Source organism: Pseudoalteromonas galatheae (assembly GCF_005886105.2).
GTDB classification, from domain to species: Bacteria; Pseudomonadota; Gammaproteobacteria; order Enterobacterales; family Alteromonadaceae; genus Pseudoalteromonas; species Pseudoalteromonas galatheae.
This window is the reverse complement of record NZ_PNCO02000001.1, coordinates 955800-980497: the sequence shown is the minus strand read 5'-3', so window position 1 is coordinate 980497 and position 24698 is coordinate 955800. Positions and strand designations below refer to the sequence as shown.

The following is a 24698-nucleotide window of genomic DNA, read 5'->3' as shown; positions in this document are numbered from 1 at the left end:
AGACAGCGCTATATTTCAGTTACATCACTTTGGAGCACCCATGACTACCGTTACCTCTACACTTTCTAGAGCACAAAACTTAAAACATGCAACTGCAGATACCCATGATAATGTAGACAAGTCAATTATGGCGCAAGAACCATTCACCAACACACAAAGCTACCTTGATTTCTTACGACTACAGTTTTATTTTTTAAAAGATGTGAGTGCGCTCTATGAACACCCAGAATTATTAGCACTTATTCCAGACTTAGCCGCGCGTCGCCGCTTAGGCATGCTTGAACAAGACTTTATCGACCTTGAAACCCACATACCTGCTCCTTATTTAACATCAGAAATAGCCGATGATACCGATGTCGCTACAGCACTCGGTTGGCTTTATGTCGTTGAAGGCTCAAAAGTAGGTGCGGCGATGCTAGGTAAACAAGTTGAAGCCAAGCTTAGTTTTAATGCGCAGCACGGCGCTCGGTATCTAGCAGGCCCAGGGGCTGGTCGCGGCAGCGCTTGGCGAGAGCTTGTGCAAATCATAGACTCAATTGAACTGAGTGAACAGCAAGAGCAAGCGCTCGTTGAAGGTGCTCGCCAAGCCTTCACTCGTTTCCAAGCATTTCAAGCGCACGTTTATCCATGATGCTAAAAGCCGCCTTAGCCAACTATAAAAAAATAGCCCTACTGCTATGTGGATACCTATTTGTAGCCCTTGGTGTTATTGGTATTGTTTTGCCCGTCATGCCGACCACCGTTTTTTTTATTTTGGCTTTGGCGTGCTTTTCAAAAGCTTCACCTAAGCTTGCTTTATGGCTGCTAAATCACCCAAGGTTTGGCGCCTCATTAACACTATGGAAGCAACACAAGATTATTCCTCTCAAAGCCAAAGTTCTGGCAACAGCCGGCATGGCTGCAAGTTATGCTTTACTTATTTTTTTCTCACCGACGGCTTGGTTGGCCTGCGTAATTGGCAGTATAAAAATCGCAGTGATGTCTTATATTTATTCCAGACCATCAAAGCGTGTATAATACCAATTTACATTTTTACAATTTAAAGCGCTCAACCAGTGTTGCTAGACGATGCGAGAAGCTACTGAGCGACTCGCTGCCTTTCGCCAAGTTTTGCATCGCCTGAGCATTATCACTTGCGGTACTTTGTGCATCTAACATCACTTGCTCAATTTGCTGGCAATCTTTCGCCTGGTGATCAGCGGCTTGGCTCACTTCTTCGCTTAGCTGAGTGACCTGCGCAAGTGCATTGGCAATTTCATCCATCGCACTGGCAAGTGCCTCGCTTTGTTTTACACATAAGGCTACATCGCGCTGGCCGGAATTAATGGCTTCTGAGGCAGTGTGCGTATCTTGTCTTAGTGCTACTATCATTTGGTTAATTTCACTGGTTGACTCTTGCGTTCTTGACGCAAGCGTTCTAACCTCATCGGCGACCACAGCAAACCCTCTCCCCTGCTCACCAGCACGCGCCGCCTCAATTGCTGCGTTTAGCGCCAACAGGTTGGTTTGCTCCGCAATAGAAACAATGGTGTCCAAGATGCTGCCAATATTCTCACTGTGTGTTGTCAGCTTGGTCATACTCTCGACTGCTTCACTCATGCGTGTGCTAAGCGATAGAATATGTTCTTTATTGTCTTGCGTGTACTTACTCACTTCGGTTTTATGCTGGTTGGCGGTATGGATACTTGCGAGGCTATCTGACGAGCGTTCGGAAACCGCCAAAGCACTAGCTGAAATACTTTGCGCTAAACGATTGGCATTATCCATGCGGCGCATTTGCTCGGTCGCATTATTGGCTATTTGTTTGCTCTCGCTTAATGATGACTCTGATAGGTCTTCTAGTTCATGAACTTGGTTATTGATTGACTCAAGTAAGGCACGAAGGTTGTCTTTAACCTGATTGATATTATTAATTAATAGACCAAATTCATCATCGCTGCGCTTACTCATTTGTCTAGAAAAGTCGCCAGTCGCAAGGTATTTGAGCATTTTATTAACCGCAGCTAGCGGCCCAAGCATAGCCCGACTGGTTGAAATCGAGATAAACGTGCCTAATGCGATAAATACAATCACCAATAAAATGGCGGTATTTTGTGCTCGCTCAACAAGAGTTTCAGCATTATTTTGAGAGCGGTTAAATGCCGCGTCGGCATTTTGCTGTATTTTCTCAAGCTCGGTTAAAATGGCAACCGCATACTGCTCTGACTGCTTATATAGCATCGCGGCTTGTTGTTGTTGCCGCAATTTATCTTGTACCGCGACATACAGGTGCCCCGGCTCACCAAGCTTTTCTCTGAGCTTAGTCATGCCCTCACTAAACTGACTTAATAAGTCATCTGCATCCATTCCATAGGCTTGCCGTTTCAAAAAGGCTATGTTGTCTTCAATATTATCCAATAAAAACAACATATCTTGTTGGTGCTGCTCTATTTGATCAAGCGTTAACCCACTGATCCGTTGACTGTTATTATCCAAGGTAAAGAGCATGTCATCAATGCGAACGCCTGTCCCGACCATTTCCTCCAACTGCCGCGCGTTATCTGTCTCAATTAACTCGAGATCCAGCATGGCATTACTTGCCTGTTCTTTACCCTGTTTAAGAGCTTGATATTGAGATTGGATCCGCTGCTGTACTTGTACAATATCAGCCTTAGCCTGCAGCATTTGCTTTGCGGCATCACCGAGTTGTTCACCCAGCGCCAGAGTTTGCCTTAATGGTGTGACAAATTCAGGCATGGCTTGCGTCAATGACGTTAAGTGCTGCTGACGCTCAACATACAGTTGCTGCTGTGTAATGAATTGCTGTCGAACCCGGTTGATATCTTGCTCGCTTTCAAGAGTATAAGCTTGGGAAATCAGTTTGCTGAGCTTAAGCTGCTCAAATTGCAGGGCATTAGCACTGCGCTGAATCGGCAAAGTAATTTGGCCCATATTTTGATTAGCGGACTTTATTTGCGCCAATGCTAAATAGGCAAACACACACGCAAGTAACAGCAGCACACCTAATGCACTAAAGCCTAAAGTAATTTTTTGTTTTATTGTTAGTTTACTTAGCATAATGTCATTGCTCTATTTTGAGTAAATAAACTATGTTACAAACGAGATAAAAAACCAAGTAAATACTCTAAAAATTACTAACATATCTTTTAAAAAGGTAGCTTCAAATTTGCAGTTTTGCTTACTTAGTTTTTGATTTTATTTTTAGTTTTAGCGATCATAGCAGTCAGGAATCGTATTATTTAAGGGCATGACAAGATGAGAGAAACCGCAATCAGCGAAGCAAAAGCCTTATGCCAAAGCCATAAGAGCGCATTTTTATCTACCTTCTCTAACAACCAAAAAGGTTTTCCTTTTTCTTCTATCGCTCAATATATTTTTCTTGAAGATAATCACTTTTACTTCTTTATTAGTGATATCGCCCAGCACACCAAGAATTTAGCCAAGCACCCGGCACTTTCGTTTATGGTGCTTGGTGATGGCGCGGCTGAAGATGTTGAAAATGCGCGAGTTACTATTCTTGGACATGCACACAAATTGCCAAGAGCGGATAGTGAAAGCCTGATTGCACAATTCGTAATGAAGCACGAAAAAGCTCAGCAATATGCCATGCTCGGTGATTTTCACCTATGGCGAATTGAGGTAGCTAGGGTGCGGTATGTAGGCGGTTTTGGCCGTGCATTTTGGCTAGAAAAACAGGAATGGTACTAGGACCTACACTGCAAAAGCGTGTTCAAACTCGCTTTCTCGTCTCTGCAGTTGCGATTGATTGGTCATGTCAGCCAAGGTTTTGCGCCAGAAACCGCACGAACTTTCAATCTTATCTTGCATACGTACTTTCCAGCGACCTTTATATACCGACCAAATGTGTGCCATAAATTCGGTGGCATACTGCTTTCTGCGCTCGGCAGGCACAATATAAAGTGCACAGACTTCAAACTCCCGACGGTTTGAAACACCAATAACGGTAAAACCAACCAGCTTGCCATCTGCATAAAAAAGATAAGCGATATTGGTTGCACTGCACAGCTCAAACGAACCCACTTGCTTTTGATAATGACTCGCTTCTAGCAAATGTGTAAAAGCCTGCTCGCTGTATTTATCAACTCGAATTAACTCTAGTTCAACCACTTTTTTAATCTCCCGCTTGGTGTACGGTTGATCATGCTTAAAGTTTGTGGGCGAATTGTGAAGTTTTTAGATTGGTTTCTATTGTTTACGTTAACTAATCCTCAGTTGCCATAATATGGCAAGGTAAAACTACTTATCTGGAGAGGTTACAAATTCCAAAGAAAGATAAATATTCAAATATTGCTAAGTTGACGAAATTGGATCACAAAAGCTGGCATAACAAAAAACCCCGCTACGATAACATTCTTTTACAACTCTATTTTGTTCCTAAGTTAGTATATTTTGTAACCTCTACTTCTTTGATTCACTTTTGAAAGGATTTTACTATGCGTTTAGGATTATCTATTGCAGTGGCAACTATTACCCTACTAACTGGTTGCGGTGGCTCTTCAACTGACTCACAAGACCAAGCACCACCACCCAAAACGGTCACGCCACCACCCTCTCCCACCGAAAACAAACTCAATATCACGGCACTGGACCAAAACAATCATGTTTACTCGAGCGACTTGGGTTACACCACGACTTTGGAGCGCGTCTTCAACTTAAAAGACGACAAACTATTAGTGCTTGGAGAAACATCAAGTGTTGAAGAATCAGGTAATAAAGAAGGTTTTTATGCGATCACGAACCTAGAGGGTCAAACTTATCAATATGAGAAAACGCAAGAAGGATTTGTTGATGCCTGTGTTTTTGACTCAGGGGAATACGTCATAGGTCGATTTAAACGTGAAGATACTGATCAGTTTAGTGTACAACTTGAACGCTATGATAGCTCAGGTACTTTGCTACAAAGTGCTGAAATGAAGGCGTTATCAATGGACGTTAAATATGATATCCCAGCTGATAAGAGTGCTTGGCTTCAAAAGCCGTTCACTATTATTCCGACAGACAATCCATTGAGTGAGATTCCATATACGCAAACTAGCATTACATGGTGGCGCTTTAACAATGTAAAATTCTCCTGCCATGACAACAACTTGTACGTCAGTTATAACAACGGAGGTCAAAAGATTGCGAAATACGACGTAAACCTCCAACTTAAATGGCAAAAGCTGATCGATATTCGTTACTGGGCTAACAGTTCGCGTGCGTCTGAAGCAATTGAAATGGCGCTCTCTGAGAATGGATTTTTATACACAGTGCAAAATATTAGTACTGATGCAATTCCTGCCTACAATCATAAATTTTCGACCAACCATGCGATACCCGATAACACTGAACAAAATGCGATGCACATGATTGTAAAAACCTTTAATGTAGACGGCGAACAACTCAATGAACAATTTATCAGTGATACTGACTCATCGTTAGTTGAGGATGTTCAAGTACACCAAGACAGTGTATTTGTTGGTATATCGGCACGCCGCAACAAAACGGGTAAAACAAGATATTCAAGCGAATGGGATATTGGCTTAGTAAAAATTTACCATGGTGAAAGGGCTGCTGAGCGTTATTGGTATGACTTAGATAAAGAAGATGTGCTACGTGGAGTAAAGATCAGCAACGACACATTATTTGTGTACGGCCATACTGGTGGTGTACAAGTGGACACAAATAGCTGGGTTGAACATAGCAAGGCGTTTATTGGAAAAATCAACCTTGAAAACCTAGCCGATATTGCTGCTGAAACCACTAGCACAGCACGTTCCGCCAGTTTCCAAGATTTAACCATTCAAAATGGCGTGTTAAGCGCTGTGGGACTTGAGAATGCGCCCATGACACATTCTACTGATATCTCTATGGCGGGTTTGTTGATTAAAAAAACACTCAACGATTAGACCCGCCAAGTGGTGATAACGACCAAGTTATCACCACTTATTATTAACGCGAAAGCAAAGTAACCACAGCTTGAGCCCCTTTATTGTCCGGTAAATTCGCCAAATGCAACTCCCCTTGCTGATTACGAATAAGCTCCCTGCTCAACACCAAACCGATACCTGAGCCATTTGGTTTAGTGGAATAGAAAGGTACAAAAAGGTTATCTGGATTGGCGATACCAGCGCCGTTATCTTCTAGGGTAAAGCACCAATTTTTTGGTTTATCTAGGGTTAGCGTTATGCCATCATTCCCCGCAGATTGATTTGCTTGCTCAGCATTATTGACAAGGTTGATCATAGCCTGCGTTAGCTGAGCTTCATCACAATAAACCAAGCCTTTATCAAGCGCCTTTATCTCAACACTGGGAAATAAAGCTTGCCAGCGCGATACCAGCAACTCTACCTCAATGCTTTGCATATCAACGGGTGGAAGCTGCGCTACTTGTGCGTAGTTTGCAACAAATTGCTGTAAGTGAGCGGCACGGCTTTCTATTACCCCGAGCATAGTTTGCTGCATCTCAGGTGAAATGATGTTGCCATCTTGTTGTAGAGATTGCGCCATTGAGTAGACCGGAGTTAAAGCGTTTCGCACTTCATGATTGAGCACCGATAGTAGCTTTTGCCATACCTGCTTTTCATTATCTCGCAGCGCTTGCTCCACTGAGAAAAACACCAGTAATTGATAGACCCGCTGCCCCCGGTATAGCTTATGAGCCGCAATGCTAAATCGAGAGATGTGCTGCGTATGCTGCCATTGTTCATCCACATACTGAAGTGCCAGTGTTTTAGCATGTGCACCATGCAACACCTCCTCTGGATACACGGTATTCATGGCATGATTAGCAAAATACACATGATGATGCGCATCAAGTACCACAATTGGCAGGGTGAGTTCGCTAATAAAATTAAATACAAAAGCTTCATTCTGACCATATTCTTGACGCTTTTGCTGTAATCGCTTGGCAGCTTCTTTAAGCTCGGCCTTGAGCAATTCAACCCGGCCCTTGCGGTACTGCGCTAACTGCCATACACCAAACTCTTCGTTGGTCATACCGTCCAATTGGACAGCCAAATTTTCAAGCACCTGCATTACTGCCCGATAACCGTAGCTCAGTGCGAATGCAGAGGGGAGCATCATACCGAGCAACAAAGTGATTGCACTTAACAGCGTAAGCTCAAAATAGTAGATCATCCCAAGCGCGAGCATAGCAAGTGTGATTATAGGTATCGCAAAGCCCACCTGTAACTTGTGCTCAAGTGATGCCAGCTTAGTCACCAAGCTCTGCCTTTGGGCTAATATCATGCTTTTCTAGGCGTCGATAAATTGCAGATTTGCTCAAGCCCAAAAACGCTCCTGCGGCCACTACATTGCCATCGAAATGGCGGATCGCTCTTGCAATCATGCGTTTTTCGGCTTCTTCTAGGCTCAAAAGTGGGATCTCTTGCTCTGGTGCACCTTCCTCAAGCTCAATATCATCCGCCGTTATCTCAGGCTGAAGTCCTAAAATCACTGCTCGTTCAATGACATGAGATAGCTCACGAATATTACCAGGCCAGCTGTAACTCAATAATTTGTCTAGCGCCGCAGCAGTTAGCGTGCGCTCCCGCCCGGTATCATTACCATGGCGCCTAGTGTGTTTAGCTAAAAAATGGGCTGCTAAGCTTGGGAGCTCTGCTAATCGCGCTCTGAGTGGCGGTACCTTTAGCACCACCGTATTTAAGCGATAAAGTAAGTCCTGTCGAAACTGCCCAGCGTTAATCGCTTCTGACAAATCCGTATTAGTGGCAGAAACGATCCGCGCATTACTGCGGCGCGTTTCAGAATCTCCCACGACTTCATATTCACCCGTTTCGAGCACGCGTAATAGCTTGCTCTGAAGTAGCAGCGGCAAACTGCCGATTTCATCTAAAAACAAAGTGCCACTTTCAGCCATTTCAAACCGCCCAGTGCGGCTTGCTTTTGCATCGGTGAATGCGCCTTTGCAATGGCCAAATAACTCACTTTCAAATAATTCCGTTGGAATAGCGGCCATATTCACGCTCACAAAAGCGTGCTCAGAGCGACCGCTCTTCTCATGAATATATTTAGCCAACTGACTTTTTCCGCAGCCATTTTCTCCCAAAATAAGCACGTTGGCATTGGTTTTCGCAACGCGCTGAGCTTGCTGAAATAACTGAGAGGTCGCGTTATTGCCTGCGTGTGGTTCATGTGATGACGATAGCGCTTCAGCACTTTTGGTGTAGCGTCTAACGGTGTTCAGCAGTCGCTGGTTTTGCCAAGGTTTTTCAATGAGGTCACATGCGCCCAACTGCATTGCTTGGACCGCAAGTTCAACCTTGGCCCACGCGGTAATAACAACCACAGGCACACTTATTTGCGCTTGTCTCAACCAACTAAGAAATTGCAGCCCTTCTTTTCCTGAGGTTGTATCTCTATTGAAGTTCATATCAAGCAAAATAAGCGCAACGGGCTGCTCCGATAACATAGCCTTGGCTTCATCTGGGTGTGCGGCTTCAAGGCTCATAAAACCATGACTTTGTAGCACTATGGTGGCTGACATTCGCACGTCAGGGTTGTCGTCGATGATTAAAACTGGCGTCATCACTTCCTACTTATATTTTGTTTGGGCTTACGCCCAAACTTTAATGTTTTAATGCACGCATTGGTGTCGAGTTTATTAACTGTTTCATTGGGTAAATTGCCGTGGCTAACGCAAAAGCCAATATGGTAACAATCACCACAAGCAACCAGCTAGATTTTGCCAACAACCAATCTGACGAAACACTCATATAAAATCCCGCAACAACCATAATGGCAGCCAACATCGCCACTAGCATAGGCGCGATGGTATCTGACAATAACAACCGATATAAACGTTGTTTCTTGGCACCAAGTGCCATTCGCATTCCAAACTCGTAGCGTCTTTGTTGAAAGCTATAGTTAAGCACACCGTAAATGCCCACCCCAGATAACAACAAACAAAAACCACAAAGCGCAAAGCTTAGCAGTAAAGTCAGGCGCTCCAAATAGGTAATGCTCTGATATGTCTTTGTTAAGTTTGAAAAACGCCATATTCCCGCCTGACCATTCACGGTGCTGATGGCATTTTGGATCTGAGCGCGAGTAAGTGATGCTCCCGGTTCCATTTCTATCATAAATGGATAACCCAAAGGCAGCGCAGGTAGCCAAACAGTTTTACCTTGAAGTTCATGATGACGTTTAGGGTAATTGAAGTTTTTTGAGATACCGACTATTTCAGCAGGTACATCTGGGTTAAAAATAAAATACGTTTCACCAATCACATCCCCATCTGGTTTTAACGCCTGTGCCGCAGCCCAAGAAACAATAGCCTCTTCCTTTTCGCCTCGAATTGCAGCTTCGCTAAAAGTGCGCCCGGCAACGAGCTCAAGCCCAGTTAATGCAAAATAATCCGGCCCAACGTTACCTCTAACCATGCTTGGTGTCCATTCACCCGCCATGTCCTGCATAGCAACCACAGGGACATCGCTTTGTAATGGACTTTCTCCATGGGCGACGCCTAACACGCCTGGAATGTTAGCCAACGCGAGTTTGAATCCTTCAATATTGGCGTAACGCGCGGGAAATGGAGTGGGATCTGCGGGAATATGCAGCATCACGCTATACATATTGTCCAACTTTGTTCCGAGCGGTCTAAGCAAGGTATCGGCGCTTTTACATAGCACCAAGGTCGCCCCAAGCACCAACGCAGTGGTAAAAAACAGCTGTACCGCAACCAGTGTTTTTGTCGTCGCTATTCGTACCGCTTTTACGCTGCCTTTACCTGACGACTGCATGCTTTGCTTAAGCTGGCTAAAATCAACCATGTGTGAGGTGACAAATGCAAACAATAAAGCCAATAACAGTACGGTTAGGATAGCACTGAGCAGCACTGTGGTATCTAAGGTTAAAGTGTCAATCAGCGGCAAATAACCACTGGTGAGCGATTTAACTAACCTCAGCTCCCACGCCGCGATAAATAACCCCACCAGCACAGCGCCTGACACCAATAACAGCGCTTCTAGCAAAATTCCACGAAACAACAGCTTACGCTTCGCACCGAGCATAGCTTGTAAGGCCAGTTGCTGTTGGATGGTGTGAGCTCGAGAGATAAACAAATTACTCACATTAAAAATTGCAATGAGTACCAAGCATGACACACTCAACAACACGATAATGGCAAGCTTGTCATGTCCCGCCAGCTCTACCTCACGGTACGAACGCACTATAGGTTCAATATCAAGTAACGCTTCGTCAGCCGATTTCCATTCGCTTTGGTGCAGTTGAACATTTTGATATAGCTGCTCTGCGAGGATATCCTGACCACTATTGACTGGTAATATCGCCAGTAACTTCAAGTTGTTTAGCCTGCTACTCCACGGATGATACTCGCCGCGCTGATCACCAAAAAATCGCTCATCTTCAGAGAAACTAAGCCACAGCGCCCCATTTCCTTCACTTAAAAAGTAAGGATCACCATGCGTACGTGCAGCAACACCGACGATGGTGTACAGTCTGCCAACAATCCGTAAACTCTCCCCAAGCACATTGTCATCACCATTGAAGTATTGTTGCCAAAGTTTATAGGAAATAATGACCTCTGGATTTTTCTGGCTAATGCTTTTCGTCGGCGTTAGGTATCGCCCCTGTGCTAGTGGCATTTTCACCATACTAAAATAATCCGAACTTGCAAAAGTCAGCGTAAGCTTTGGCTTGCCAGCTAGATTTTCAACCACATCGGAAAAGCTACTGATCAAAGCTCTTTTTTCAAATATGGAGGGAGTCTGATACCAGTTCAGCATGTTTTGAAAGCTCTGCAGCCCTTCTGACGCTCTATCTTGGTATACGTTCTTTTGTTCTACCACCACAAATCGTGATTCATTTTCAATCTCAAGCGGCTTAATAAAAAAGCCACTAAACAGACTCAATGCGACAAAAAAGCAGCTTAACGCGAGTGCCAACGTCAGTACTAGCGTGATACAAAAATTCGGTACTTGAAGCAAACTTTTGATTGCCAGCCCTAGTTGACGCCGAAGTTGCAAAAACCCCATTACACCACCTCCGCAGTACAACTATCACGTTTTACAACGCTTGATGAAACCTGTACCCCATCTAAAAGCTGAATTTGCCGCTTGGCATAACCTGCATAGCGAATATCGTGCGTCACCATGCAAATGGTTGTGCCTTGCCTATTCAACTCCCCCAGCAAGGCCATTACCGCATCACCATTTTTGGAGTCGAGGTTTCCAGTTGGTTCATCGACTAATAAAATACTTGGCTCGCCTGCCAGCGCACGCGCAATAGCCACTCGCTGTTGCTGCCCACCAGATAGTTGGTTTGGTTTATGTTTTGCTCGGTGAGACATTTCAACTTGCTTAAGTGCGCCCATCACACGACGCTCAATTTCGTCAGTCGCAAGCGCAGGCTCTCGATACTGAAGCGGTAAAGCCACATTATCAAATACCGTTAACCCATCCAGTAGATTAAATGACTGAAAGACAAAACCGATATGCAAATTACGCAGCTCTGCTTGCGTGTCTGCGTCTAGTGCACTGCTTTCTATATCTTGGATGCGATAGCTGCCCGAAGTGATGTCATCTAATAGTCCAAGAATGCTCAATAGGGTGGATTTTCCCGATCCTGACGGACCAGTTATCGCAACGTAATCGCCCCTTTCAATTTCGAGGTTAATGTTGCTAATGGCGTGAGTTTGAACATCCTCGCCAAAGAACACTTTGCTCACTTGATGTAATGCCAAAATTGTCTTGTCCATTTGTTCTTCCTTTACCGATTGAGTGATTTAATTGTTATTTTTTCTAGGTGCTGGTAGTCAGACATCTCTGACACCACCACTTGCTCACCGGATACACCGCCTTCGAGTACTTCTATGGCATTGCCGGCTAGTTTACCAAACTTAAAACTTTTTTTGATAAGCATGTTGTTTTGTTTATCTAAAACAAATAATTGACTCTGAGATTGTGGAGTTGCACGCGGTGGCTTAATCAGTGAAAGTGCGGCGGTCTTTTTTGCTGTAAAAATTTGCCCTTCAACAGTCAAAAGTGGGCGAGCATTGCTTGGCAGCTCTCCAAGTAATGTCAGTTCTATCGCAATACGCCCATCTTGTACGATGGGCACAATGCGGCTGACCTTAGCCTCAACCTGACCAACAAAGGTGTCTACTACTGCTCGTTGACCTAAGATAATCTCGCTTGCTTCTCGCTCTGGCACCAGTAAGTCGGCTACCAAAGTTCGCTCACTACCCACCACGGCTAGCGCCTGCCCGCGTGTAATTGCTTGACCTTGACTGACATGTACTTGCTGCAACATGCCGCTGATCCCCGCAGTGACTTGTAATTGCTCCACCGCCTGAAGCGCGACCTGATAGCTCAGCTCATATTCTTTTAATAGCTCTAGCTCAATCTCAATTCTTTGCTTGTGTAATGCACTGGTTTGGCTAAGTTGCTGCTGAGCGAATTTTACTCGCTCGCTTAACTGAGCGACCGTTAAGATTGAGCGCTGATGATCTAAGCTTGAAACTATGCCTTGGGTGACTAGTTGGCGCTCAGCCTGCTCTCGCAATTTGGCATTTTCAAGCTCACTGCTGAGTAGAGTATTTTGCCCTTTCAATACAAGTCGCTCACTTTCTTGGCTTAGCCTTAATGCTTCAACATTGGCTTTTTGCCTAGCGAGTACCAGTCTTTCTCGGTGGAGTTGCTGAGTTAACTCAGGATTGGTTAACTGTAAAATAACGGTGCCTGGCTCCACCCTACTGCCTGGAAGATGCAGTACGGTTTCAACTTGCGCAGCAAATGCGGTTGTGATCTCTCTACTGATCTTTGAGCGTAATCGGCCATAGCCTTTAACACTAAACTGTATCGGTCCGGATTGAACGGTGGCAAATTTAAGCTTTTCAGCATCTATTTGCTGGTCGTGAGGCACAATCCATACGCCCATTGCAGCGAGCAAAATAAGGGTCGTTAACAGCCACCACCGACGAAATGGCTTTTTAGCCGTTTTGGCAAGGCTAGTGTGAATATCCATCGAATTACCATGTTATTATTTTTATACGGTAATACGATATTTAGGCCAAATTTAACCTATTGATTTTTATTAAGTTAAAATAATTCGCCTGTATGAACTTTCCCTAACTTGGGACTGTGTAATATCAGTTATGGGAAACCTGCCGCTCAGCAAAGACCAACTGGTTTAGATAGCCTATTTAATTCGCCAAATTGCTTTAAAGGTTTTGCTCGCCAAATAGAAAAACAACAGCGGCATCAATACTAACTTCAGCACTAAAAGCGATACCACGTTTAAGAAGTCGATAAAGAGTGACTCAGCAGCGTCGAGCATATCGCTAATACCACTAGAAACCGCTTTTATAGCTCGGCTTAGCGTCCCCTCATTGCTACCGTGAAGCTGCTCATTGAGCTTTTCGATTGCGTGTTGATGTTGATCTTTTTCTCTATTGATAAGCGCTATTTGAGTGTCGAGTTTTGTTTTATCGCTGGCCAATCGCTGTTGCTTTTCAATCAGTGGCTTAGCCTCTTCACTTTTGGTAAATGTTAGCCACTCGGATAAACTACGGTTTGCTTGAGCCGCTTCAATATCACCTTCCAGCGCGGTAATTTCAGCATTTAGTTCAGTCGCTTCACCATGAAGACGGATCTGCTGTTTAGTCAATAGCGCTATTTGCTCACTATGGCTTTGCTTTTGGCTGGTGATTTGGGCTTTTATTTTTGCACTTTGCGTACTGGTCCTTGTTGCTTGAGATTGGAAGAGGTCAACACTGCTCGACACCACTTCACTTTGTTTATTTATTTCTTGGTCCAGTAACAGTTGGCTAGTGAGACCCGTCGATAGAATGACAAACGGAACCACAAAACGGATCAGTAGCATCGTGGCTAAGATTTTAGTTCTAACCGTTTGCCAAAGTCCTAAATAGCAGGACACGACATATCCAATTACGGTAAAGGTAAAAGCAACACTGAATAATATATGAGTGGAAATAGTGTAGAGAATACGTTGGATAAACAAAGAGCCAATGGCTAGTTGCATCACATCAGAAATGTATTCGGCTAAATCATTGATAGGATCGAGTAGCTGCGCAGGCTGAATACTGGCAACACCAATACCAACCTCGGCAGATTGCAGCAAAGAAATAGCACCATTCACCGTACGTGCTGAAGCATAGACGAGTGAAGACTGCAGTAGCGCATCATCGATAAAGGCCATCATGGAGGTATTAAAAGCTGATGACCAACTTAATACCACCAAGATAGTAAGTAATACGAATTTACCTATTTTAGCCCAGTCCATCTACATACACACCTAGAATGCTAAAAGTTTAGTATTGATGAACAAAGCTTAACTAAAACTGAGTTTACTTGTGATTTTCTGGATAATGGGCTAGCACACCAATAGTGCGCTTAATAAAACGGGTAAGCGCCCGCTCTGGAAGAAAAGGTTGTCTTCCTTCAAGATTGAACTGCGCTAATAAGCGCTTGATCTCCTCATCGTCCTTTATTTGCTCAACCGACTTACCCGCCTGATTCAAAATCTTCACCCGCTCAACCAAAGCGAATGTTTGAATTCTATGTTGTTCGAGTTCTCTTTTCGATGTAGGTTTGCCATGTCCTGGCACAATCAGCGTATTTTGATCGCCAATCGATAAAATCAAATCGACCGCTTTATTAAAACCCGTTAATCCCCCAGCATAAAATGTTGGATGCCAGTTTGTGGTGTAAATATCTCCGGTGAACAAAATATTGCTCGTGGGATGATAGAGGATGTTGTCATTGGCGGTATGTGAAACGGCTTGAGTATGCTTTATCACTCCAAGCTCCTTTAACCCTTGCGAGCTGTCAATAAGTGTAAAACCTTGCTGTTGGAAAAAAGCATTACCACCTGTGTGATCCGAATGACGATGTGTATTTAGCAGGTATTTTTTCTCGCTCTGAAAGCTATTCTGTATCAAATCATTGAGCTTTGGCAAATCTGTATCTTCAACTGTGGGGTCAATGACCACCACTCCCCTTTTCGTTGCAAAGATCCCAATGCTCGTGCCATAACTTTTATCTCTAACGACTTTTGCTGTGTCAGATTGATAAAGCACTTCAAACTCACCGCTATAAGCTGGCTGAGCAACAATCAAGCCCAGTAAGATGAGCGCCATGATAGACCGCATTACACACTCCTTTATATTATTAGATTGCTCACACTATAACCATTAGGCTGCCTTTACAAGGCTTGCCAAATTCTTTAATCTGAGGCTCGAATTGGATTCACTAAAAAGACAAAAAGGAATGTTAAATGCAGATAACCGCTTTCTTTGTCATCATGTTAAATTGCTTAATTTTCACCACCATCAATGCCAAAGGTAAATTGTCACCTTCTCGCGCCAAAAGGTGGGGCATGTTTTGGCTTGCTTCTATCGCTTTCTTTTTTATATTGGGGTTATTCTTTAATATATATGAAGAGCAAGACGAATTTAGAGCGACTTTATCAAACTACGCATCTTTGGTAATACTGGGTTATTTCGTATTTAGGTTCTTTAATCGACATAAGCTCAATGCGCAACGCCAAGCTCTAAAAGACGCCAAAATCGCAAGCGTCGCTATGCCACCAGCGACGGATACGGACAGCATGCTGAATACCAGTTACCAAGTAGCGGCTATGGATGAAGGCGATCTAGAAATCGTACAAATCATCGAGCACATGTTTTCCCAAGAAATGCTAAATGACGATGCTGAATTAGTGCATTATGCCGATTCACGCATTGAGCTTTATATATGTTATCTAGACTACTATCCAAAGCTAGGATTCTATAATCTATTTGATTTTTGTACTAACGAAGTTATTCCCAGAATGGTTCATCTATTACCAAATAGCGACACTGCATGGCGATATCTGCTTATGATCCAACAACTAGGGTTGGGCGTGTTTTTAAATCATTTCAAATCACATCAATCTTTTACAATCCATCTTGACGATGCGTTTCGGTATACTGGTACCTCCAGTCCCGAGAGTATTACGCCAAAAGCCTGGTTGCAAGCGGTTAATATATCCATTCTAACACGCCAGCAAGGCAGCATTGATTATCTCAAAGAAATTAATCTAAGCGAGTTTCAATGCAGTCCAGATCAAGCGCCGTGCACAACCTTTGAGCTTGCTCTTATCGAGTTGTATCAGGCATTGCTCACCAGTGACTCTGACATAACGCCAGCGTTAACTAACATCTGTAACGATGACGTTTCTAACCGTGAGGATGAAGAGCATTTATATGCTCGAACTATTCAATATCCGCTCACTAAAGTGATACAAGGAATGTTCAGCGACGCGCAAGCGTTTAATCAAGCGATACAACAAGCGTTGGAACTACATCATAAATATTATCTCAGCCGCTCCCCACTGCAACAAAAAAGAGAGCTATACTCGCTCCCCCTTACTGCGCTTACAATTTTAGCGCATGATATTTTTGGTTTTAAGCTACATCAGCAAAGTCAGTATATTCCTCACTGGCTTGCTTACCCAAGCTTTGACTAAACCATGCTTCAACCTCTCGGTTTTATGGAGCGGCCAGGCTTTTCCTCAAGCGGTTTATCTGGCCATCGGTGTTTTGGATATCGACCACGCATTTCTTTGGCCACCTCAAAATAAGAAGTTTGCCAAAAGTTGCCTAAATCGCTGGTGGTTTGGATTGGCCTTTTCGCTGGAGATAACAGCTCGAATCGCACCGGGACTTGACCATTAGCGAGCATCGGCGACGTCAATTGACCAAACATTTCTTGTAACACCACAGAAACGGTTGGCCCTTGGTGCTCATCGTAGCGGATCGCGACTCGCTTATCGCTTGGCGTAACATAAAACTCAGGTGCTTGCGCTTCGAGTTGCTGTTGCTGATCCCAAGTGAGTGTCGCTTGAAGCAGATTAAAAATATCCAGTTGCTTCAGTTGTTTGATAGTGTTTACGCCCGTCAAATAGGGCAATAACCAAGTATCAAGCTGCGCCATCAAACTTGCCTCAGATATCTGTGGGAAGGTATTCAAGTGCTCACTTAACCATTTAGCTCGAGCAAGCCATGCGTGACTTTTTGCCGACCAATTGAGCAGACCAAGCCCTTCCGATGTGAGAATATCCTTCACACATTGGGCAAACGCTTCTTTGGGAATTTGACTCAGGTTTTGCTCCTTTAATACTAGAGCATGATATTTAACTTGTTGACGGCCCTGAATCGCCTCCTTTTTACTATCCAGTTGATACCGCACCACCTCACTCAAATATGGCGCTAGTTGCTCAAGTAATGTGCCCTTTTCAATTGCGCAGCTAAGAAATACCAAGCCATCCTTATTTTTGCCATCCACATCACAAACAATCAAGTAGGCCTGACCTTGCAGCGGATCGCCGTCACGTAATGTTACTCCCCGTCCATTCGCAAGCAAGTAGCGGTTATCCCCTTGAGGACGTTTTTGTGCAGCTCTGTCAGGAAAGGCATGGAGCAATAAAGTAGGCACTAAGATTTGAATATCTACAAGGGTGATTGCTTCACTCTTGAGCTTAATTCCCAGTTTGTGTGCAAATGATTTGGCCAATTTTACGGCCTGCTCTGCGGCAGCTCTGTGCAAGCGATATGCTTTGGCGGCACGGGTACGGTCTTGAACAAACTCAATCAATGCTAAAACTCGCTCACATACGTCACTTGTGTTGGCTTGCACTAAAATATCTCGCTCGCTTAATATCGCCGCCAAAAAACAAGCAAGTTGTTGCTCAATAGACGTCTCACATCGCAGTAGCATGCTAGCAAGACGAGGCGAAACACCCAGTTGTAGTGCACGCTGCCCAGCAGTTAACACTTTATTATGCGCATCGACCAAGCCAAGCGATTGATTTAATTGACAGGCCACCGAAAAATGTTGCACCGGTGGCGGTGTTAGCCAATTCGCGTCCTTGTATTGAGTCACCCCCCACGCACTTAGCTCTAACGCTAAGTCAGATAGGTCAGTGGTGGTGATTTCTTCTGGCTGAAAGTCACGTAAATTATTATGCTCGCTTTCGCGCCAAAGACGTAAACAGTGACCTGCGCGTAGACGACCTGCACGCCCGGCTCGTTGTGTTGCTGATGCCTTTGAGATCATCACCGTATCGAGTCGAGAGAGACCGCTTTTAACATCATAGGTTAAGCGTTTTTCAAGGCCAGAATCTATAACCACAGTGATCCCGGTAATAGTCAAACTGGTCTCAGCAACATTAGTCGCAAAAATAACACGCCTGGATGCACCATCGCTTTTATTGAGCACCTTTTCTTGCTCAGATAAGGGTAATCCGCCGTACAAAGGCATAAGCTCAATATTACTTTGGTCAAGTACTTGGCAAGCCTCAATGCAGCGCTGAATATCAGCCTGTCCGGGTAGAAAAACCAGTACATCACCATCGCCTTGCAGAGTGAAAGCATGGCGCAGCGCACTTAACACATGATCCGCCAAGTAACGGCTCGCTTTTCCGATATATTCAACTTCAACAGGATAGGTTTTACCTGGGCAAGATAACTTTGGTGCGCCATTCAGATAGTTAGATAGTAGCTCCGTGTCTATGGTGGCAGACATCACCAACAATTTGAGGTCATCTCGATACGCCTGTTGCACTTCAAACGCGAGCATTAAGGCTAAATCCGCATGAATAGAACGTTCATGGAATTCATCAAAGATAATAAGTGCAACATCACTAAGTTCAGGATCCGCTTGAAGACGTCGAGTCAATACGCCTTCGGTGACGATTTCCAAGCGGGTGTTGGATGAAACACGTTGCTCGTTTCGGATTTGATAACCAACTCGATCACCGACCGATTCTCCCAACTGTTTGGCTAAAAAGGTCGCAATAGATTTTGCCGCCACACGACGTGGCTCAAGCATAATGATTTTTTTACCGGAAAAAATATCAGCTTGCAGTAAACGCAGTGGCACTAAGGTCGATTTACCTGCGCCGGGTTCGGCCTGCAATACTAAACGGTTATCATTGGATAAGGTGGAAATAATCTCAGGTATAAAGGCTTCAATCGGCAGCAAAACTCTAACACTTTATTATTCTATCTTGCTCAATATGATACACCTAAACTTGATGCCGCCAAACAGCCGAATTCGCTTAACGAGTATTACAAGCGTAAATAAGATCGGATAGATTTGACCATGTTTTTAGTTTGCCCGCTTGTAAGTATGAGCGTAGATTTTGCACCACATGCTCGGCTGGACTTTGCATTTCCTCGTCTCCGGTATGGACACCAACCCAAGCATTACGATGAGATTCTTTCGCCAGATATAAACCACCGTCGGCTAACTCCAACACGTGCTCCCAGCTAAGCTTATCTGGTTGTGTTGGGTCAAACGGGAATGGCGCAAAGCCAATTGAACATGTACAGTTAATCGTTTGATCGTTCACCACAAATGGATAGCTCTCCACTTGGCGACGGATCCGTTCTGTTACTTCGTGTGCAGCCGCTCTGTCCATATCCGGCATCACCAGCAAAAACTCTTCTCCACCCCAACGCACTAAAATATCTGACTCTCTTGTGCATTGCTTAAGGATTTCAGCAAAGTCTTGCAGCACAATATCTCCTGCCGCATGGCCAAAGCTGTCATTGATATTTTTAAAGTGATCAATATCAACAATGACAAAAATCAGATCGGCGTTCTGTTGTCTTTGCGGAACTTGCCACTTTTGTCTGTGTACCTCAATGGTACTATCAATCATACTAAAAAAGTGGTGTCGATTGCTAAGCCCAGTTAAGCTATCAGTGAAGCTTAGGGTTTGCAAACGCTTGTTTCGTTCCGCCAACTCCTCAGTACGTTGCGCAACCTGACTCTCTAACAGCTTGGTGTAACGGCGATTCTGCCATCGCCAATAAAATACCAGCACCAGAGTAAATGCAAGCAAGGCTATCAATAGCCAACGCTGCTGGCTTAATCTAGCGTTTTCTATCTGTTGTTGGTGCGCCATAATCTGTTTTGCCTGCTGGGCATTATCACGCTCCAATTCGTTAAGCGCTTGTTTTTGCTGAGCAAGAGAGTACTGTGCTTCTAGCTTAAGTAATTTGTTATTGCGCTTTTGCAAATTCAGTGACTGCTCAGTAACAGCGTAGCGCTTTAGATAGCGATGTGCCTGCTGATAATCGCCTATTTGAGCATGGGCTGAGGCCAATAGCCATTGTAACTGAGATTGAAAGAGTAAAAAACGTGTACCAAGTGTGTCTCTTAGCCCGGCCTGAGCTAACTCAATTGACGTTGCAAAATCACCACTTTGTAAAGCGACTCTGGCACGCTGCACCGTCGACATTATCCGCATTCTTCGATTTTGAACCAGATAACCCGCATCGTCTAAATCATCTAGAATTTGCTTGGCTTGTAAGTATTCACCAAGCTGTAAATGAGCCCACGAACGTGTGAGTTTTAACTGTGCGATAGTCTCTTGCCGAATACCTGAAATCTCAGGTACGAAAGAAGACTTTAGCGCTAAACGATAAGCTCCCCTATCCATATTCAAGCGCGACTGCCAAAGACTGATATCGGCTTTTATTTGGGCATTATCATCAATTTGCTCAGCCAGCAATGACGCTTTATCCAAATAACGCTGTGCTAACTCATAGCTCTCTAAGTCAATATCAAGGTGAGCAATGGCAAGATATGTGTTTGCTTTTAAAAACTTATTATTATCCGCTTCGGCCAACTGCAACGCTTGTTGGTGTAAGTCTAGACCATCCTCAAACTCACCAAAGTGTTGAACTATACTTCCTTCTAATAATAATGCTTTGATTTGCAAAGGCTTATTACCTTGCGCACGCGCTTGCTCTCGCAGCGCTCTAATCTCCGGTAATAAAGACAAGTCATAATCTTGTTCAGCAGACGTTTGTAGCGCGTTTAAATTGCGCTGTATTTGCTCTGATGGTTCGTAAGCAAAAACACAAAATGTAATTAGAGAGCTCATCATTATGCAAAGCGATACAACGGCTGGTTGCATTAGTTTTCTCCCACCAGCATTTTAGCGTTAGCTACCTGCCAATTCGCCACTTTTTTGTTGATAAAACCGGATTCTGTCAGCGCCCTTCTAATCACACCTCGTCGTTTCAGTATCCTTAACCCACGATTGAGTGCCGCAAATATTTGCTCACCTTCAGGGTGGTTTTTACTGACGACAAAATGTCGAGAGTCTGGTAAGACAACCTTAATATTCTCGATTGGGACATATTCTTTACCCTCAAAATTTAAGGTTAAAGAGTCACTCACGCTAAAGTTAATCAACATGGTATCGACCACATCGCTTTCTACCATTGCTAACATGGTTTCCCATGGGCCAATAAAACTCACCATATGTAAATCGGTATTCATCAAAGCACGCCAATCCACTTCCCATTGCGGATTAGACACAACATTCAACTGTCTTAGCTGCGAAAGCGGCGTTTGTTGCAGTGCGACATTGCGTTTAGTGACGTATAGCCCAGCTTCGTAATCTCCTACTTCAACAATCGGATCTGAGATAAATAGTGAGCCGCGATAGTCCACTATATTTTCATGCCAAACACTGCGAGCAAGGATGAGGCTTTCCCCAGCGATTAGATCAGAAAACTCTAGAATATTCACCGAAGGCTTTGGATTAAATATGACTTTACGTGTTTCACCACCAAGAAACAGGGCCTGCTGTAAAAGCACCATTTCGATGATTTCAATATGAGAACCATTTGTGCTTGGGAAAAAAGAATCTACATCTAAAACGTCACGACCGGCAAGAAAGTCCTCATAACGCTGACTAAAATTTTCGCTACTGATAATATCAACAACCAGCTGATTGCTCCCCCAACCGAGATTGGAAATAAAAAGGAGTGAAAACAACCACTTCATCTTCATTATTGAGCAAAGCCTTATTATTAACCATTATTCAATCCAGTATACTTGAATTTAGCTCACTCTGTTAACTACTAAACAACATATTCTAATGAATTTGGATTTGAAATTTATCAGTCTGCAAATAAACGTTAAAACTCAAAAAAGTGAAGGTAATAAAAAAAGCCTAGCTTAACTCAGCCTTAGATTAAGTTAAGCTAGGCTTCAATTCAGTTATTATGCGGTTTCATATCCTATATTAGGACCAAGCCAACGCTCCGCTTCTTCTAACGACATCCCTTGACGCGCGGCATAGTCTTCTAGCTGATCTTTTTGGATACTCGCAACGGCAAAGTACTTAGAATCTGGATGCGAGAAGTACCAACCCGACACCGCAGCTCCCGGCCACATGGCGTATGAACTAGTCAGCTTCATACCGATACGGTTTTCGACATCTAACAGTTGCCAAATTTTTTGTTTCTCGGTGTGCTCAGGGCACGCTGGATAACCAGGCGCAGGGCGGATCCCTTGATAGTTTTCACGAATAAGCTCTTCATTACTTAGTGCTTCATCCGCAGCAAACCCCCAGTGCACTTTACGCACTTGCTCATGCAGATATTCGGCAAATGCCTCGGCTAAGCGATCTGCAACTGCCTTAACCATAATCTTGTTGTAGTCATCTTGCTTAGCATCAAATGCCTCGGCCAAGTCGTCTTCTTCAAGGCCGCCAGTGACGGCAAATGCGCCGAAATAATCAGGTGTGCCTTTAGGTGCAATATAATCCGACAAACAATAGTTAGGAAAATCGGTTTTCTCGGTTTGCTGGCGCAGCTGACATGACGTAACCAAGACTTCACTTCGTGACTCATCTTTGTAAATCTCAATATCGTCACCCACGCGGTTAGCCGGGAACAAACCAATCACACCAAGTGGCTGCAAACTACCATCTCGCTCTAGTTGATCTAACATGGCATTGGCATCATGAAACAGTTTTTGCGCCTCTTCACCAACCACTTCGTCTTGCAGAATACGTGGATATTTACCAGCCAATGACCAAGTCATAAAAAATGGCGTCCAGTCGATGTAATCGCGCAGAGTTTTGATGCTCACATCTTTAAACTCAGTGATCCCCAACTTACTTGGTACCGGTGGCGTATAGTTTTGCCAATCAAGTTTTACCGCATTATCCCGAGCTCGCGCTAAGGTAACCGGTTTTGAGCGTGGCTTTTTACGCGCTTGTTGCTCTCGCACTTTGACGTATTCATCCGCGGTTTTTGTTAAAAATTCTGGCTTTTGTGTTTTACTTAGCAGGCTAGATACCACACCAACCGCACGACTGGCGTTGTTGACGTAAATCACACCTTTGTCGTACTGGGGTTCAATTTTAACCGCCGTATGCGCTTTCGATGTGGTTGCACCACCAATGAGTAGGGGAATCTCAAAGCCGCGACGCGTCATTTCTTTTGCAACATGCACCATTTCATCAAGGGAAGGCGTAATAAGACCCGACAGGCCAATGACATCAGCGTTTTCGTCAATGGCCGTTTGCAGAATTTTCTCTGCCGGCACCATTACACCCAAGTCCACGACTTCATAGTTATTACATTGCAGTACCACGCCCACAATGTTTTTGCCTATGTCGTGTACATCGCCCTTAACCGTGGCCATGATCACTTTACCGTTACTCGAGCCTTCTTCTTTTTCGGCCTCAATGTAAGGGTCAAGGTAGGCAACCGCACGCTTCATCACTCGAGCAGATTTCACCACTTGAGGCAGGAACATTTTACCCGCGCCAAACAAGTCGCCAACCACGTTCATACCATCCATCAGAGGTCCTTCAATCACTTGAATTGGCTTATCAAACTGTTGCCGACAAGCCTCGGTATCCTCGTCGATAAACTCGGTGATCCCTTTAACTAAGGCGTGCTCCAAGCGTTTTTCAACTGGCCAAGAACGCCACTCTAAATCTTCCTGTTTTTCGGCTTGCGCCATGCCAGAGTATTTAGGTGCGATCTCAACCAATCGTTCGCCAGCACCGGCGTCGGTATTGAGGATCACATCCTCAACGGCATCACGGAGCTCTTTTGGAATATCGTCATACACGGCTAACTGACCGGCATTAACGATCCCCATATCCATACCTGCTTTAATCGCATGGTAAAGAAACACAGAGTGGATCGCTTCACGCACAGGGTTGTTACCACGGAATGAGAAGGATACGTTCGACACGCCCCCTGACACTTTACAATGCGGCAGGTTTTGCTTAATTCTGCGCGTACCCTCGATAAATTCAACGGCGTAGTTATCATGTTCTTCGATACCCGTTGCGACCGCGAAAATATTTGGGTCAAAAATAATGTCTTCTGGCGGAAACCCAAGCTCATCAACCAAGATTTTGTAAGAGCGCTGACAGATCTCAAACTTTCTATCTGCGCTCTCCGCTTGACCAACTTCATCAAACGCCATCACCACCACGGCTGCACCAAAACGTTTGATAATTTTAGCTTGGTGAATAAATGGCGCCTCACCCTCCTTTAAGGAGATTGAGTTTACGATGGCTTTACCTTGAATACATTTCAGGCCCGCTTCAATGACTTCCCATTTAGACGAGTCAACCATGATGGGAACTTTTGAAATATCCGGCTCTGACGCTATCAGATTGAGAAACTTTACCATCGCTGCTTTTGAGTCCAACATGGCTTCATCCATGTTGATATCAATTACCTGAGCACCATTTTCAACTTGCTCTCTGGCAACATCTAATGCAGTTTCGTAATCTTCTTCTAGAATAAGGCGCTTAAATTTTGCCGATCCCGTTACATTGGTACGTTCACCGACATTAGTAAATACTGCGGTTTGTGTCAT

General features: G+C 44.2%; 18 protein-coding genes. 5 read left to right on the top strand and 13 right to left on the bottom strand.

Annotation, left to right across the window (positions count from 1 at the left end):
* Positions 1-40: 40 nt before the first annotated feature.
* Complete coding sequence (locus tag CWC29_RS04280) at positions 41-631, top strand: biliverdin-producing heme oxygenase (RefSeq protein ID WP_128727955.1); 591 nt, start codon at positions 41-43, stop codon at positions 629-631.
* A complete protein-coding gene (locus CWC29_RS04275; RefSeq protein ID WP_128727956.1) occupies positions 628-1017 on the top strand; it encodes a YbaN family protein in 390 nt (129 codons plus the stop codon). The genes CWC29_RS04280 and CWC29_RS04275 overlap by 4 nt, the downstream gene beginning before the upstream one ends.
* A 15-nt stretch (positions 1018-1032) precedes the next feature.
* Here the strand turns inward: CWC29_RS04275 and CWC29_RS04270 are convergent, their stop codons facing one another.
* Positions 1033-3057, bottom strand: coding sequence for a methyl-accepting chemotaxis protein (locus tag CWC29_RS04270; RefSeq protein ID WP_138521662.1), 2025 nt, complete (start codon positions 3055-3057; stop codon positions 1033-1035).
* 198 nt (positions 3058-3255) lie between these two features.
* On the opposite strand from CWC29_RS04270, the gene CWC29_RS04265 reads away from it, so the two are divergent.
* Positions 3256-3708: a HugZ family pyridoxamine 5'-phosphate oxidase gene (locus CWC29_RS04265; RefSeq protein ID WP_138521664.1), complete on the top strand. Its 453-nt coding sequence runs from the start codon at positions 3256-3258 to the stop codon at positions 3706-3708.
* Between the two features lie 3 nt (positions 3709-3711).
* Here the strand turns inward: CWC29_RS04265 and CWC29_RS04260 are convergent, their stop codons facing one another.
* Positions 3712-4128: a GNAT family N-acetyltransferase gene (locus tag CWC29_RS04260; RefSeq protein ID WP_239966554.1), complete on the bottom strand. Its 417-nt coding sequence runs from the start codon at positions 4126-4128 to the stop codon at positions 3712-3714.
* A 326-nt stretch (positions 4129-4454) separates the two neighbouring features.
* Between CWC29_RS04260 and CWC29_RS04255 the strand changes: the two genes are divergently transcribed.
* On the top strand, positions 4455-5909 hold the full coding sequence (locus CWC29_RS04255; protein WP_138521666.1) for a hypothetical protein: 1455 nt from the start codon (positions 4455-4457) through the stop codon (positions 5907-5909).
* Between the two features lie 43 nt (positions 5910-5952).
* On the opposite strand, the gene CWC29_RS04250 is transcribed toward CWC29_RS04255, so the two are convergent.
* The 7 genes from CWC29_RS04250 to CWC29_RS04220 all read right to left on the bottom strand — a co-directional run bounded on the left by CWC29_RS04250 (position 5953) and on the right by CWC29_RS04220 (position 15154).
* Positions 5953-7224, bottom strand: a complete 1272-nt coding sequence (locus CWC29_RS04250; RefSeq protein ID WP_138521668.1) for an ATP-binding protein — start codon at positions 7222-7224, stop codon at positions 5953-5955.
* Positions 7217-8551, bottom strand: coding sequence for a sigma-54-dependent transcriptional regulator (locus CWC29_RS04245; protein ID WP_138521670.1), 1335 nt, complete (start codon positions 8549-8551; stop codon positions 7217-7219). The genes CWC29_RS04250 and CWC29_RS04245 overlap by 8 nt, the downstream gene beginning before the upstream one ends.
* A gap of 40 nt (positions 8552-8591) precedes the next feature.
* Positions 8592-11018, bottom strand: coding sequence for an ABC transporter permease (locus CWC29_RS04240; protein WP_138521672.1), 2427 nt, complete (start codon positions 11016-11018; stop codon positions 8592-8594).
* Entirely contained in the window at positions 11018-11740 is a 723-nt protein-coding gene (locus CWC29_RS04235; RefSeq protein WP_138521674.1) for an ABC transporter ATP-binding protein, read from the bottom strand. Before CWC29_RS04235 ends, CWC29_RS04240 begins: the two co-directional genes overlap by 1 nt.
* An 11-nt stretch (positions 11741-11751) precedes the next feature.
* Entirely contained in the window at positions 11752-13008 is a 1257-nt protein-coding gene (locus tag CWC29_RS04230) for an efflux RND transporter periplasmic adaptor subunit (protein ID WP_138521676.1), read from the bottom strand.
* Positions 13009-13182: 174 nt separating this feature from the next.
* Positions 13183-14286, bottom strand: a complete 1104-nt coding sequence (locus CWC29_RS04225; RefSeq protein WP_138521678.1) for a hypothetical protein — start codon at positions 14284-14286, stop codon at positions 13183-13185.
* Positions 14287-14350: 64 nt separating this feature from the next.
* Complete coding sequence (locus CWC29_RS04220) at positions 14351-15154, bottom strand: MBL fold metallo-hydrolase (RefSeq protein ID WP_138521680.1); 804 nt, start codon at positions 15152-15154, stop codon at positions 14351-14353.
* Positions 15155-15279: 125 nt separating this feature from the next.
* On the opposite strand from CWC29_RS04220, the gene CWC29_RS04215 reads away from it, so the two are divergent.
* Complete coding sequence (locus tag CWC29_RS04215; RefSeq protein ID WP_138521682.1) at positions 15280-16512, top strand: immunity 49 family protein; 1233 nt, start codon at positions 15280-15282, stop codon at positions 16510-16512.
* 8 nt (positions 16513-16520) lie between these two features.
* Here CWC29_RS04215 and hrpB read toward each other — a convergent pair whose 3' ends face one another.
* From hrpB to metH, 4 genes are all read right to left on the bottom strand, one after another.
* Positions 16521-19028: an ATP-dependent helicase HrpB gene (gene hrpB / locus CWC29_RS04210; RefSeq protein WP_138521684.1), complete on the bottom strand. Its 2508-nt coding sequence runs from the start codon at positions 19026-19028 to the stop codon at positions 16521-16523.
* A 76-nt stretch (positions 19029-19104) separates the two neighbouring features.
* Positions 19105-20973: a GGDEF domain-containing protein gene (locus CWC29_RS04205; protein WP_138521686.1), complete on the bottom strand. Its 1869-nt coding sequence runs from the start codon at positions 20971-20973 to the stop codon at positions 19105-19107.
* Positions 20973-21857: a type 2 periplasmic-binding domain-containing protein gene (locus CWC29_RS04200; RefSeq protein ID WP_128727970.1), complete on the bottom strand. Its 885-nt coding sequence runs from the start codon at positions 21855-21857 to the stop codon at positions 20973-20975. The genes CWC29_RS04205 and CWC29_RS04200 overlap by 1 nt, the downstream gene beginning before the upstream one ends.
* A gap of 213 nt (positions 21858-22070) precedes the next feature.
* Positions 22071-24698, bottom strand: coding sequence for a methionine synthase (metH, locus tag CWC29_RS04195; RefSeq protein ID WP_138521688.1), 2628 nt, complete (start codon positions 24696-24698; stop codon positions 22071-22073).

Bases quoted from the DNA above. Each gene is read 5' to 3' on its own strand.
- CWC29_RS04280 (WP_128727955.1), top strand. From the start codon at position 41: ATGACTACCGTTACCTCTACACTTTCTAGAGCACAAAACTTAAAACAT.
- CWC29_RS04275 (WP_128727956.1), top strand. From the start codon at position 628: ATGATGCTAAAAGCCGCCTTAGCCAACTATAAAAAAATAGCCCTACTG.
- CWC29_RS04270 (WP_138521662.1), bottom strand. From the start codon at position 3,057: ATGCTAAGTAAACTAACAATAAAACAAAAAATTACTTTAGGCTTTAGT.
- CWC29_RS04265 (WP_138521664.1), top strand. From the start codon at position 3,256: ATGAGAGAAACCGCAATCAGCGAAGCAAAAGCCTTATGCCAAAGCCAT.
- CWC29_RS04255 (WP_138521666.1), top strand. From the start codon at position 4,455: ATGCGTTTAGGATTATCTATTGCAGTGGCAACTATTACCCTACTAACT.
- CWC29_RS04245 (WP_138521670.1), bottom strand. From the start codon at position 8,551: ATGACGCCAGTTTTAATCATCGACGACAACCCTGACGTGCGAATGTCA.
- CWC29_RS04240 (WP_138521672.1), bottom strand. From the start codon at position 11,018: ATGGGGTTTTTGCAACTTCGGCGTCAACTAGGGCTGGCAATCAAAAGT.
- CWC29_RS04235 (WP_138521674.1), bottom strand. From the start codon at position 11,740: ATGGACAAGACAATTTTGGCATTACATCAAGTGAGCAAAGTGTTCTTT.
- CWC29_RS04230 (WP_138521676.1), bottom strand. From the start codon at position 13,008: ATGGATATTCACACTAGCCTTGCCAAAACGGCTAAAAAGCCATTTCGT.
- CWC29_RS04225 (WP_138521678.1), bottom strand. From the start codon at position 14,286: ATGGACTGGGCTAAAATAGGTAAATTCGTATTACTTACTATCTTGGTG.
- CWC29_RS04220 (WP_138521680.1), bottom strand. From the start codon at position 15,154: ATGCGGTCTATCATGGCGCTCATCTTACTGGGCTTGATTGTTGCTCAG.
- CWC29_RS04215 (WP_138521682.1), top strand. From the start codon at position 15,280: ATGCAGATAACCGCTTTCTTTGTCATCATGTTAAATTGCTTAATTTTC.
- CWC29_RS04205 (WP_138521686.1), bottom strand. From the start codon at position 20,973: ATGCAACCAGCCGTTGTATCGCTTTGCATAATGATGAGCTCTCTAATT.
- CWC29_RS04200 (WP_128727970.1), bottom strand. From the start codon at position 21,857: ATGAAGATGAAGTGGTTGTTTTCACTCCTTTTTATTTCCAATCTCGGT.
- metH (WP_138521688.1), bottom strand. From the start codon at position 24,698: ATGACACAAACCGCAGTATTTACTAATGTCGGTGAACGTACCAATGTA.